The organism is Photobacterium andalusiense (assembly GCF_900185625.1).
Classification (GTDB): domain Bacteria; phylum Pseudomonadota; class Gammaproteobacteria; order Enterobacterales; family Vibrionaceae; genus Photobacterium; species Photobacterium aquimaris.
The window spans coordinates 305,113-318,063 of sequence record NZ_FYAJ01000004.1 but is presented as its reverse complement, the minus strand read 5'-3'; the positions used below and the strand labels follow the sequence as shown (position 1 = coordinate 318,063).

Genomic DNA, 12,951 nt, shown 5'->3' with positions numbered 1-12,951 from the left:
CTTTTAGCGACGCAAACTTAACCCATTCGAGTTTAGTTTAAAATTTCACCAGTGCTGAGCCCCAAGTGAAACCACCACCAAACGCTTCTAATAATAGCGTTTGACCGCGTTGAATACGGCCATCGCGTACTGCTTCATCTAACGCAGTCGGTACTGTTGCCGCTGAAGTGTTGCCATGGCGATCAAGCGTCACAACTACTTGATCCATAGACATTGATAGCTTTTTCGCTGTCGCTGAAATAATACGCATATTTGCTTGATGTGGCACTAACCAATCAAGCTCAGATTTATCCATATTATTTTCAGCAAGAGTGCTTTTTACTAGGTTCGATAACTGGGTTACCGCCACTTTAAACACTTCATTACCTGCCATGTAAAGCCATGTGTTAGCGTCAAAATCTTTACCGTGTTCTGGCACAGCAAGACTTAATAAACCGCCAAAATGACCATCAGCATACAGATGTGTTGAAATGATCCCAGGCTCTTCACTAGCGCCAATAACGACCGCACCGGCTGCATCACCAAATAGGATAACCGTTGAACGATCTTGTGGATCACAACAATGAGACAGTGCATCAGAGCCAATCACGAGTACGTTTTTCGCCATACCTGTTTTAATATGCTGATCAGCAACACTTAATGCATACACAAAGCCAGTACATGCCGCTGATAAATCAAACGCAGGACAACCTTTTATGTCTAACATTCCTTGCACTTGGCAAGCAGCAGAGGGAAATGAATGGCTTGCGCTAGAAGTCGCAACAATAATCAGATCGATATCTTCTTTATTGATACCTGCCATCTCTATTGCATTTAATGACGCTTGGTAGCCCATAACGGCAACAGTTTCATCTTTAGATGCAATACGACGCTCACGAATACCTGTACGCGCAACGATCCACTCATCACTTGTTTCTACCATTTTTTCTAAGTCCGCATTTGAGCGTACTTGTTGTGGCAGGTAGCTGCCAGTTCCTAGAATTTTGCTATACATGAAGACTAATAATGCCTCTCTAGTAAGACCTCTTCCAGACGGTCACTGATTTTCATCGGTATTTGGCGTTTAATCTCATAAACCGCTTGGCTTATGGCATTCTCCAAAGCTGTGGTGTCAGCACTTCCGTGGCTTTTCACTACTATACCGCGTAATCCTAACAGACTTGCGCCATTATACTGGTCGGGGTTCAATTGTTGTAAGCTATTAAACAGCTCACGAAACAGCCATTTAGCGATCAATCGCTTAAATGGATTACGACCAATATTACGCTTAATACAATCAATGAATAGGTTAGCAACCCCTTCACTGGTTTTTAAACTCACATTACCGACAAAACCGTCACATACAATCACATCTGCTTTATCTGAATACAATTGGTGACCTTCAATATAACCAATGTAATTAATATCAGCTGATTGAGTCAACATTTCAGCACAACGCTTAACCAGATCGTTGCCTTTAATCGATTCTTCACCAATATTGAGTAATGCGACTCGAGGTGCTGTACCTAATGTTTGTTCAGCAACGACCGACCCCATAACGGCAAATTGAAATAAAGTATCAGCGTCACAGGAAACATTGGCACCCAAATCTAATAACCAAGTATGGTTAGCCTGACGATTAGGAATCTCTGAAATTAAAGCAGGACGTTCAACACCGGGAAGTTGTTTCAGCACATAGCGAGATAACGCCATCAGCGCGCCAGTATTACCAGCACTAACACAGGCATCTGCATCACCTGCTGCAACGGCTTCTAATGCCATTCGCATCGAAGAACCTTTGCTATGACGTAATGCTTGAGATGGACGTGTTTCGTTGGCTATAACGTTATCGCAATGGACGATTGATAGCCGAGGATGATTGAGCTTATTTAGAAGAGTAAGTTGCGCAGTGATAGCACTTATATCACCAAAAAGAATGAGTTTGAGCTCAGGCGAATGCAACAGTGCCTGCACGGCGGCAGGCACTGTTACTTGAGGACCGAAATCCCCGCCCATTGCATCAAGTGCAACGGTAAGACCCATCAAGGTTCAACCTTACTTGTTGATAACCTTACGGCCACGGTAGAAACCGTCAGCTGTCACGTGGTGACGTAGGTGAGTTTCACCTGATGCTGAATCTACAGATACTGCTGCTGTAGTTAGTGCATCATGTGAACGACGCATACCACGTGCTGCACGTGATTTTTTGCTCTTTTGTACGGCCATTAACCCTACTCCTGTTAAATTTAACTTTTAAGATTTTTCAATACTGCAAACGGATTCGGACGCTCATCAGCAACGGGAATATCACCAAAAGACAAGTTATGTGTGCCGATCTTACAATCGTCATCATCATGTCTTGCTACTTGCGGTAACTCTAACATCAATTCATCTTCGATGATTTCAATTAGATTAATATCACCATTTTCGTCGACAATTGTCGGCTCATAGGCTTCCGGTAACTTGTCAATAGCCTCTTCATCACGAACCGGACTATAACAGAATTCAACACTAATTGTGTGTGGAAATTCTTCCTGGCATCTCTGACAGGTCAACATCACATCTACACTTGCGTTTCCGCGCATGAAAGGAATACGACGTTGGTCAAGGTCGAAAGACAAGTTGACGTTTGCATCACTTATTACGCTCTGGGTTGAACCAGCTAAACGAGACAGAAGATCCGCTTTGATGATGCCATCATAGTCGAGTCTTTTCTGTGCAGTGCGTACTGGATCTACCTTTAGCGGCAATTTTACCTTTTGCATAGGGCGCGAATATTAGCCTTATAGTCTGGTTGAGTCAAAGGAAATGTGCCTGAATTAACGGCTTTTGAGTAATTCTCATGCTGCCATGAAAATTCATTCCCTCTCCTCATTAAAAAGTTTTTATTTCTCCGTCACTCAATCACTTGATGATTGCTGATAAAATGACAAGAGATCACTTAATCATCGTTTAAATGATAGCCAATAATGGTTCTATTTAAATTAAAATCAATGATTGCCGCTTATAATACCATTGTGCTGTAACGATAACATCGTCTGTCTGCACCGAAACCAAAACAATCACAAAACTATGCTCACTAGCATTGCTGCTCGGTGATGGTTACACTCATTAGTAGTTATTCATTTTAATAAAGAAATAGTCTATGAACCAGTCACTTGTTCTTGCATCTACCTCTCCATTTCGTAAAAGCTTACTAGAAAAGCTACAGTTACCTTTTACGACGGCGAATCCAAATGTAGATGAAGCGATATTAAAAAATGAGTCAGCCACTGCACTTGTGAAGCGATTAGCACAAGCTAAAGCACAGGCTTGTGCATCAGATTACCCTAATCATCTTATTATAGGTTCAGACCAAGTGTGTGTCATTGATGATAAGATTTTAGGTAAGCCTCATACTGAAGTTAATGCGTGTGCACAATTACGTGCAGCTAGCGGCAAGGTGGTTACTTTTTATACTGGCTTGTGTTTATATAATACTCGCACAGAAACTACCCAAGTTATTTGTGAACCGTTTCATGTTCATTTTAGAACTCTCACTGAAAATGAGATTGCCCATTATGTCACTAAAGAGCAGCCTCTTTACTGTGCTGGTAGTTTTAAAAGTGAAGGCTTAGGCATCGCCTTATTTAATAAATTAGAAGGACGAGATCCTAATACACTTGTTGGCTTGCCTCTTATTGCCCTGCGAGAAATGCTGGCCAATGAACAAATTTCAGTTTTATAACAATAAAAAAGGCGAACATAATGTTCGCCTTGTTTATTTTTTTACCCTGCTCTTACTGCATTGATACATTAAGGCCGTTAAAAAGTACGCAGTTTCGCTAAGCAGCGTTCTAACACAGGTTCCATTGGCGCACTAATATCCATTAACTCATCAGTATTAGGATGGGTAAATCTAATATTTGCAGCATGCAGGAACAATCGTCCTAAACCCGCTTTTTTAGTGTAAGCATCAAATCGTGGATCACCATAACGATCATCCCAAGCAATAGGATGGCCTTCATATTGGCAATGGACACGAATTTGGTGAGTACGGCCTGTTACAGGACTCGCTTGAACCAAAGTCGCTTGTGCAAAACGCTCAAGCACTTTAAAACGTGTATCTGAAGCTTTACCTTGTGGGTTAACACGCACAATGCTGTTGACTTCATTTTTCAATAACGGCGCAGTGACTCGCTTACAATTTGCCTTCCATTCCCCCATCACTAAGGCAAAATAATATTTCTGTACCGTTTTTTCTCTAAATTGCTCTTGCAGCTTACGTAACGCAGAACGTTTCTTAGCAACCAACAAGATGCCTGATGTATCACGGTCAATACGGTGTACTAACTCAAGATATCGCGCATCAGGACGTAATGCACGTAACGCTTCAATCGCACCAAACTTCAAACCACTGCCGCCATGAACAGCTGTGCCTGATGGCTTATTTAAAATCAACACATGATCATCTTCATAGATAATGCATGATTCAAGTTCAGCCACTTTATTAAGTTTGGTGCTGATCGGTGCTTGCTCATCTTTCTCAGGAACAAAAACCGGCGGGACACGTACGAGATCACCATCCTGCAATTTATATTCAGGTTTAATACGTTTTTTGTTTACTCGCACCTCACCTTTACGCAAAATACGGTAAATCATACTTTTTGGTACATTTTTAAGCCTAGCACGGAGAAAATTATCGATCCGTTGGCCAGCAAAATCATCGGTAATATCGATGAATTGCACTTTAGGTTTATCTTCTGTCATAAGTTTGATTGTACCATGCAAATAAAGCAGATTGCCGCAAAAAAGTGAGCCTGCTATGATTGCATTCTAGAATAAGTTTTTTTGCTTATTTTACTGACAAGGTGAGCATGCTCTCATCATTTCGGCTATTTTATATACAACTCAGGTGATAAACGCAGCACGTGGCGTAAGACGTTATGGTTATCGGAGTTTTTTTTAGCCCGTCAGATTACAGATTTTTTTGATGTAACAGATACAACCACACCTCGATGTGGTGATACCAGCTGTGTGTTTCAGATCTAACCATCTCGACATAGTTGGCTAATACGTGTGGCCATAGAGCACTCCTGCATTCCAACCGTGAGGTTGCACCCGTACATCAGACTTGGAGTCAGGCACCATCAAAAAATTGATGTAATTAGCGGCGCTAATACAACAACAATAATGAGTACAATATAATGAAAAGAATGTTGATTAACGCGACTCAAAAGGAAGAGTTGCGCGTCGCATTAGTTGATGGCCAAAAGCTATTTGATCTTGATATCGAAAGCCCAGGTCACGAATCTAAAAAAGCAAATATCTACAAAGGCCGCATCACTCGTATCGAACCAAGCCTGGAAGCTGCGTTCGTTGATTACGGTGCTGAACGCCATGGCTTCCTCCCTTTAAAAGAAGTTGCTAAAGATTACTTCCCGTCAAACTATTCTTACCAAGGTCGTCCTAACATTAAGGAAGTCTTGAAAGAAGGCCAAGAAGTTATCGTTCAAGTTGATAAAGAAGAGCGTGGTAACAAAGGTGCCGCACTAACAACCTTTATCTCATTAGCAGGTAGCTACCTTGTATTAATGCCTAATAACCCTCGTGCTGGCGGTATTTCTCGTCGTATCGAAGGTGAAGAGCGTACACAACTTAAAGCTGCATTAAGCACATTAGAACTGCCTCACGGTATGGGTCTAATTGTACGTACTGCTGGTGTTGGTAAATCAGGTGAAGAGCTTGAGTGGGATTTAAATGTGCTACTTAATCACTGGAGTGCAGTGAAAGAAGCCGCTGAGTCTCAAGCTGCTCCATTCTTGATTCACCAAGAAAGTAACGTTATTGCACGTGCTATTCGTGATTATCTTCGTCGCGATATCGGTGAGATCCTTATCGATAGCCCACAAGTATTTGATCGCGCACGTGATCATATCAAGCTAATTCGTCCAGACTTCTTATCGCGTATTAAGCGTTATGAAGGCGAAGTACCGCTATTTAGCCACTACCAAATTGAAAGCCAAATTGACTCTGCGTTCCAGCGTGAAGTTCGTTTACCTTCAGGTGGCTCTGTTGTTATTGATCCAACAGAAGCACTGACTTCTATTGATATCAACTCAGCGCGTGCAACCAAAGGTGGTGATATTGAAGAAACAGCACTACAAACTAACTTAGAAGCAGCAGATGAAATTGCACGTCAATTACGTCTTCGCGATCTTGGTGGTCTAGTAGTTATTGATTTCATCGATATGACGCCAGTTCGTCACCAACGTGAAGTAGAAAACCGTTTACGTGAAGCGGTTCGTGTTGACCGTGCTCGCGTACAAATTGGTCGTATATCTCGCTTTGGTTTGCTTGAAATGTCTCGTCAACGTTTAAGCCCTTCTTTAGCAGAAGCAAGCCATCATGTTTGTCCTCGTTGTACGGGTACAGGTGTTGTGCGTGATAATGAATCATTGTCACTATCAATTTTACGTTTAATCGAAGAAGAAGCATTAAAAGATAACAGTTCACAAGTAGTTGCTATTGTACCTGTGCCTGTTGCCTCTTACTTACTCAACGAAAAGCGCCCTGCTGTACAACACATTGAAAAGTACCATAACGTTCGTGTTGTTATTGTGCCAAACGCTGACATGGAAACGCCACACTTTGAAGTGTTACGTATTCGTGAAGGTGAAGAGCAAGATACACTTTCGTACCATCTTCCTAGTACTATTGAAGCACTAAAAGAAGCTGAAGCGATTGAGTCACCACAACAAGAGCGTACAGCTAAAAAGCGTGAAGAACCTGTTCTACACGGTTTTGCAGCACCAAAACAACCAGCTCCTGTGGCCACAACACCTGAAGTACAATCTGTTGCTAAGCCACAAGCGATTATTGCTCAAGCGCCAAGTATCTTTAGCCGTATTTTTGCTGCTATTTCATCGTTCTTCAATAACAAAACTGAACAGCCAGTTGTTAAGCAAGAAGTTGAAGCACCAGTAAAAGAGCAAACAAACACCAATAATCGTCGTAACAATAATAACCGTCGTCCTGATAATCGTCGTAATGACCGTCAAGGTAATCGCGATAACACTCGTCGTAATAACAACCAAGAGAGTGCTCAAGACAACAACGCTGAACAACAAGATCGCAATAACGAGCAGCGTCAACCTCGTCGTCGCAATGATCGTAATGAGCGCACGGACAAAAACCGTCAACCTCAAGAGCGTCCAGCGAAGCAACAACGTCAACCTCGTTCTGAAGAAGCGAAAGAGCAACAACGCCAATCTCGTAAAGAAGAGATTCAAGCGCAGAAGCAACAGCGCCAACAACCAGAAGAAGTGAAAGCGAAAACAAATAACACTGTTGAAGCTGAAGAGAAAACCGTTAAAGCGAAACAACGTCGTCAACGTCGTCAGTTGCAGAAAAAAATCCGCATCACTGATAACAACGTAGAAACGACTGTTGTAGAGCAAGCTGTTGTTGAAACAAATGCAATCACCGCGCTTACGGCACCATCACCATTAATGGAGATGGGTACAACAATCGCGAAAGAAGCTCAAACAACAACTGTTCAAGATCAGACTGTGATTGATGAACAAGCTGAAAACAATGAGCAAGATAACAACCAACGTCGTAACCGTCGTTCACCACGCCACTTACGTGCAAGCGGTCAACGCCGTCGTCGTATTCGTGATACACGTGTTGAAAAGCAAGATTATGAGCAGCATGAAGATCCAAGCTGCTACAATGTTGCCGACGCAGTTGAGCATGCAGTTGTTGAAGCAGCAGATACTATTAGCGATATGGTAAATGTTGTCTCTATTGTTGAGAAACCAAAAGCACTACGTCAAACATCAGGTGTAGCAACACCAGAAATGGCGATGGGTAAAGTATGGTCTCGCATTAAACCAACAATTGAAGTACCTGTAGCAGACGTTGTTACTGAACAAGCTCATCAGCCAGCAATCGCGCAAGCATTACCAGAGGTTGTATCACAACCTACTTTAGGTGGTGTTGCTATGCCTGAACTTGCAATGGGTAAAGCTTTCCCATTGCGTGCAGCGGCTGTGATTGAAACACCTGTTGTTGAAACACCTGTTGTTGAAACACCTGTTGTTGAAGCACCTGTTGTTGAAGCACCTGTTGTTGAAACACCTGTTGTTGAAGCACCTGTTGTTGAAGCACCTGTTGTTGAAGCACCTGTTGTTGAAGCACCTGTTGTTGAAACACCTGTTGTTGAAGCACCTGTTGTTGAAGCACCTGTTGTGAACACTGCATCAGCACCAATGACTAAAATTGTCACTGAAGCGATGGCTGTAACAGCAACCTCTCCACGTGGTTTCCATGCGGTAGCAGCAATGACGAAAGCACCTGCACCAACAGAAACAGCGGCAAGCGTAAAAGTTGAAGCAGCACCATTACGTGAAGCGACAACAACACGTTCTGCAGGTAGCCAAACAGCGACCAATACAGCAGCAGCACCAATGACTAAGCCATCTTTTGACTAAGTTATTTTAAACTGCTAATAAAAAGCCATGCATCTGCATGGCTTTTTTTATTACTCTTTTTTTGAGTCAAAAACATCCATAATTTTTAATAATCTGATTGCTTAATGTCATTAATATGTCCCCAAAGCACATCTTTACCGCATTTAACAGCTTAAGTTGAAGCAATGTAAATCTTTCGGTAACATTCTGTTAATCAATATTTTTTAATTCTCCATTCATTTTAGCGAAGAGAAGAACGCCTAATATATGTCTGAATTTCCTCAAGTCTCACAACAATCAGTCAAAAATGACATTCTATCTGGATTAACTGTAGCGCTTGCTCTAGTACCAGAAGCTGTTGCTTTTGCCTTTGTCGCAGGTGTCGACCCAATGGTTGGTCTATATGCTGCCTTTATTGTCGGGTTAATTACTGCCATCTTTGGCGGACGCCCAGGCATGATCTCGGGCGCAACAGGCGCAATGGCCGTAGTAATGGTCAGCCTTGTTGCTCAACACGGTATTCAATATCTATTTGCTGCGGTAATGTTGGCTGGTATTTTTCAAATTCTGGCTGGCGTATTTCGCCTCGGTAAATTTATTCGCATGGTTCCACATCCGGTAATGATTGGTTTTGTTAACGGCTTAGCGATTGTTATTTTCTTAGCTCAGCTTGGTCAATTTAAAGTACCATCATTGACTGGCGGTCTTGAATGGATGCACGGTACTCAGCTTTACATCATGCTGGGATTAGTATTGTTAACCATGACTATTATCTACTTTTTACCTAAGCTCACTAAAGCGGTACCCTCTTCGTTAGTTGCCATTTTAACCGTTACAGCGCTGGTCCACGTACTAGGTCTAGATTCACGTACAGTGATTGATTTTGTACGTACTATGAGTGGTGATGCTAATGCTACCCTTGCAGGCTCACTACCAACATTTGCATTACCGGATGTAGGTTTTAACCTTGCAACCCTGAAAATAATTTTGCCTTACTCGCTAATTCTTGCAGCCGTTGGTTTAATAGAATCATTACTAACACTGACTGTGATTGATGAAATGACTAATACACGTGGCCATGGTAATCGTGAATGTGTGGGTCAAGGTATGGCTAACATCACCTGTTCAGTGTTTGGTGCTATGGGTGGTTGTGCGATGATTGGCCAATCAATGATCAACATTAACTCGGGTGGCCGTGGTCGCTTATCAGGCATAACTGCTGCTATTGGCTTATTAGTGTTTATTTTATTTGGCTCGTCATTCATTGAGATGATTCCATTAGCAGCATTGGTTGGCGTAATGTTCATGGTTGTTATCGGCACCTTTGAATGGGCAAGTTTACGTATGATCCGTAAAGTGCCTAAGCATGACTTTTTCACTATTATTCTTGTTACCTGTGTAACTGTTGCTGCCGATCTTGCTGTGGCAGTGTTTGTGGGGGTTATTTACTCAGCGTTAGTATTTGCATGGAATCACGCTAAACAAATTTATGCGACGTCTCATACTGATAAAGACGGTGCTAAAGTTTACCAAGTCAATGGGCCACTCTTCTTTGGCTCTGCTTCTCATTTCTTAGAGTTATTTGATGCGAGTAATGATCCAAATACTGTGATTATTGATTTTGCCCACTCCCGTGTTTCCGATCACTCTGCCATTGAAGCGATTGATACACTCGCTGAACGTTACGCGAGCCGTAATAAAGCCCTTCATATTCGTCACCTAAGTCCAGAGTGTCGTCGACTGCTACAAAAAGCGGGTAATCTAGTCGAAGTGAATATGCTTGAAGATCCAACCTATAAAGTTGCTACTGACGTTTTAGGTTAAACTGTCAGTTAATTAGTTTAAATAAGCTCATAACATAAAAAAGCCCGTGTAGTCCTTTGACTACACGGGCTTTCGTTTATAATCACTAATATACGAAATTACTCATACGACAATGCTTTTGAGAGGAAATTATGGTTGATAAAACCACCAAGGATGATCGCCATCAAGCCCGTCAACAACGCTTAAAACAACAGGTTGATAATAAGATCAATGCCGCCCAGCAAGAACGAGGGCTGGTAGTGGTTATTACGGGTAATGGTAAAGGTAAATCAACCTCGGGTTTTGGTATGATCGCCCGCGCAGTCGGCCACGGACAACAATGTGGTGTCGGCCAATTTATTAAAGGCACATGGGATTGTGGTGAACGTAATCTGCTACAACAACACGGGGTTAAATTTTCTATTATGGCTACAGGCTTTACATGGGAAACCCAAAATAAGGCCGCAGATACACTCGCAGCACAAACAACTTGGGCAGATTGCAAAACGATGTTAGCCGATGATCAACTTGATGTGGTATTACTTGATGAACTCACCTACATGGTGACCTATGACTATATTAATTTAGCTGAGATCATCGATACCATCAATGCACGACCACCACATCAAACCGTTATTATTACTGGCCGTGCTGCTCATCGCCAATTAATTGAAATTGCAGATACTGTTTCTGAAGTACGTAATGTAAAGCATGCTTTTGAACAAGGTCTCAAAGCCCGCAAAGGTATTGATTGGTAATAAATCGCCACCAGCAATGTTCAAAGAAAATGCACAAAGAATGATAAATATACATATAGTTGAATTAAACAAAATTTTACTATTAGAATAAGCATTATCTCTTACAATAAAGAGCATGCTCAATAAAAATATAAACAGCGCTAACGCTGGAGAAAATATGCCTTCCCATTTACCTCGCTCATTTAGTAAACCTTTTCTAAAGGTATTCCATATTTTAGAAGCGGTATTATTAACCGCGATTACTTTAGCCACTGTTGTCGCAATGGTGAATGAATTTATTCATGTATTTGTTAACCGTAACATTCAGTTAACTGATATTTTATTGATGTTCATTTATCTTGAAATTCTGGCAATGGTGCAGCAATTTGTTGCTCACGGTAAGATTCCTGTGCGATATCCGCTCTATATCGCGATTATGGCTATTGCCCGCTATATTACCCTTGGTATGAAAGAGCTTGATGGCACCTTTATTATTTGGCTATCACTAGCAGCATTTATTCTAGCAGCAGCAACAGTACTGATCCGTATTGGTCATCACTACTGGCCTTATGAAGAACCACAAGAGCCGGGAAAAAAGCAAGCTGATGATTAATCATCAATTTTAAAAAACACACTATTTACTATCAAAAAAAGGGCGAATCTCATGATTCGCCCTTAACGTTATAACTTAATAATAATTAACGTTTAAATGAAACTTGTTCTACTTCATTTAAATGAATTTCAGTCACAGCGGGTTGAGTCACGGCTATTACTTTGCCATGACGAATTGAATAGCGCACTGGCACTTGACGACGCACAGCATCAAAACCATTTTCTGCTGGTAAAATTAATAAGCTTCCTGGCTTACCTTGCTCAATACCATAGCGATGTTGAATATTCAGTGTTCGTGCTGAGTTGTTACTGATCAAATCTAATGACTGGTTAATTTGGTCATAGCCCATCACTTGGCACACATGTAGCCCCATATGTAGCACTTGCAACATATTTGCCGTACCTAATGGATACCAAGGATCAAACACATCATCATGGCCAAAACAAACATTAATGTTAGCCGCTAGCATTTCTTTGACGCGGGTTACACCACGACGCTTAGGATAATCATCAAAACGTCCTTGCAGATGAATATTAACCAATGGGTTAGCAACAAAGTTAATCCCTGACATTTTTAATAAGCGGAACAAACGTGAAGCATAAGCGCCATTGTATGAACCCATTGCCGTGGTATGGCTTGCTGTGACCTTCTCACCCATATCATATTTATGTGCTAATGCTGCAACTGTTTCAACAAAGCGCGATTGTTCATCGTCAATCTCATCACAGTGAACATCAATCAAACAATCATATTTCCGAGCTAATTCAAACACGTAATGTAGTGATTCAACGCCATACTCACGAGTAAATTCAAAGTGAGGAATAGCACCAATAACATCTGCGCCCAACTGCACTGCTTGTTCTAATAATTGCTTACCATTTGGGTATGACAAAATACCTTCTTGCGGAAAGGCAACAATTTGAATATCAACCCATTGCTTCATTTCTTCACGTACTTCAACCATAGCTTTCAATGCCACCAGAGTTGGATCTGAGACATCAACATGAGTACGTACATGTTGTACGCCATTAGCAATTTGCCATTTTAAGGTTTGTTTAGCGCGTGATTTTACATCTTCAATCGATAATGTTTGCTTACGCTCAGCCCAGCGTTCAATACCTTCAAATAACGTACCTGAAATGTTCCAACTAGGCTCACCTGCTGTTTGAGTAGTATCAAGGTGAATATGAGGCTCACAAAAAGGCGCGACGGCTAATCCACCTTCTGCATCAAGGATCTCACCGTGGTAATCAAAATCAACGTCATTATTCTCAATACGTTTAAATTGGCCATTCTCAATCAGAATCTGCTTTAAGCTTGATTGACCTTGAAGGGTGGCATTTTTAATCAATAAAGTTGTCATGAT

General features: G+C 41.6%; 11 protein-coding genes. 5 read left to right on the top strand and 6 right to left on the bottom strand.

Translation table 11 applies throughout. The features are described from left to right. Positions 1–37: 37 nt before the first annotated feature. From PAND9192_RS12315 to yceD, 4 genes are read right to left on the bottom strand one after another with little or no spacing between them, the layout of a single operon-like run. The gene (locus PAND9192_RS12315; RefSeq protein ID WP_060998234.1) at positions 38–994 is read right to left on the bottom strand and encodes a beta-ketoacyl-ACP synthase III; all 957 of its coding nucleotides are present in this window, start codon (positions 992–994) and stop codon (positions 38–40) included. 5 nt (positions 995–999) lie between these two features. Beyond that, positions 1,000–2,025 carry a phosphate acyltransferase PlsX gene (gene plsX / locus PAND9192_RS12310; protein WP_200817822.1) on the bottom strand — a complete coding sequence of 342 codons (1,026 nt, stop codon included), beginning with the start codon at positions 2,023–2,025 and terminating at the stop codon, positions 1,000–1,002. Positions 2,026–2,034: 9 nt separating this feature from the next. Further along, positions 2,035–2,205 (bottom strand): 50S ribosomal protein L32, encoded by a 171-nt coding sequence (gene rpmF / locus PAND9192_RS12305; protein ID WP_006231206.1) that lies wholly within the window; start codon positions 2,203–2,205, stop codon positions 2,035–2,037. 20 nt (positions 2,206–2,225) lie between these two features. Further along, positions 2,226–2,744, bottom strand: a complete 519-nt coding sequence (gene yceD, locus PAND9192_RS12300; RefSeq protein ID WP_036793929.1) for a 23S rRNA accumulation protein YceD — start codon at positions 2,742–2,744, stop codon at positions 2,226–2,228. Positions 2,745–3,124: 380 nt separating this feature from the next. Between yceD and PAND9192_RS12295 the strand changes: the two genes are divergently transcribed. Continuing rightward, positions 3,125–3,706 carry a Maf family protein gene (locus PAND9192_RS12295; protein ID WP_087854048.1) on the top strand — a complete coding sequence of 194 codons (582 nt, stop codon included), beginning with the start codon at positions 3,125–3,127 and terminating at the stop codon, positions 3,704–3,706. 77 nt (positions 3,707–3,783) lie between these two features. On the opposite strand, the gene rluC is transcribed toward PAND9192_RS12295, so the two are convergent. Then, positions 3,784–4,728: a 23S rRNA pseudouridine(955/2504/2580) synthase RluC gene (gene rluC, locus PAND9192_RS12290; protein ID WP_060998231.1), complete on the bottom strand. Its 945-nt coding sequence runs from the start codon at positions 4,726–4,728 to the stop codon at positions 3,784–3,786. A 437-nt stretch (positions 4,729–5,165) separates the two neighbouring features. Here rluC and rne point away from each other — a divergent pair, with 437 nt between their 5' ends. From rne to PAND9192_RS12270, 4 genes are all read left to right on the top strand, one after another. Continuing rightward, positions 5,166–8,453 (top strand): ribonuclease E, encoded by a 3,288-nt coding sequence (rne, locus tag PAND9192_RS12285; RefSeq protein WP_087854047.1) that lies wholly within the window; start codon positions 5,166–5,168, stop codon positions 8,451–8,453. A gap of 246 nt (positions 8,454–8,699) precedes the next feature. After that, a complete protein-coding gene (locus PAND9192_RS12280; protein WP_087854046.1) occupies positions 8,700–10,256 on the top strand; it encodes a SulP family inorganic anion transporter in 1,557 nt (518 codons plus the stop codon). 131 nt (positions 10,257–10,387) lie between these two features. Next, a complete protein-coding gene (gene cobO / locus PAND9192_RS12275) occupies positions 10,388–10,993 on the top strand; it encodes a cob(I)yrinic acid a,c-diamide adenosyltransferase (RefSeq protein ID WP_087854045.1) in 606 nt (201 codons plus the stop codon). Positions 10,994–11,150: 157 nt separating this feature from the next. Beyond that, positions 11,151–11,585: a phosphate-starvation-inducible protein PsiE gene (locus PAND9192_RS12270; RefSeq protein WP_060998227.1), complete on the top strand. Its 435-nt coding sequence runs from the start codon at positions 11,151–11,153 to the stop codon at positions 11,583–11,585. Positions 11,586–11,670: 85 nt separating this feature from the next. Here the strand turns inward: PAND9192_RS12270 and PAND9192_RS12265 are convergent, their stop codons facing one another. Continuing rightward, positions 11,671–12,948 carry a cytosine deaminase gene (locus PAND9192_RS12265; protein ID WP_060998226.1) on the bottom strand — a complete coding sequence of 426 codons (1,278 nt, stop codon included), beginning with the start codon at positions 12,946–12,948 and terminating at the stop codon, positions 11,671–11,673. Between the last annotated feature and the right edge of the window lie 3 nt (positions 12,949–12,951).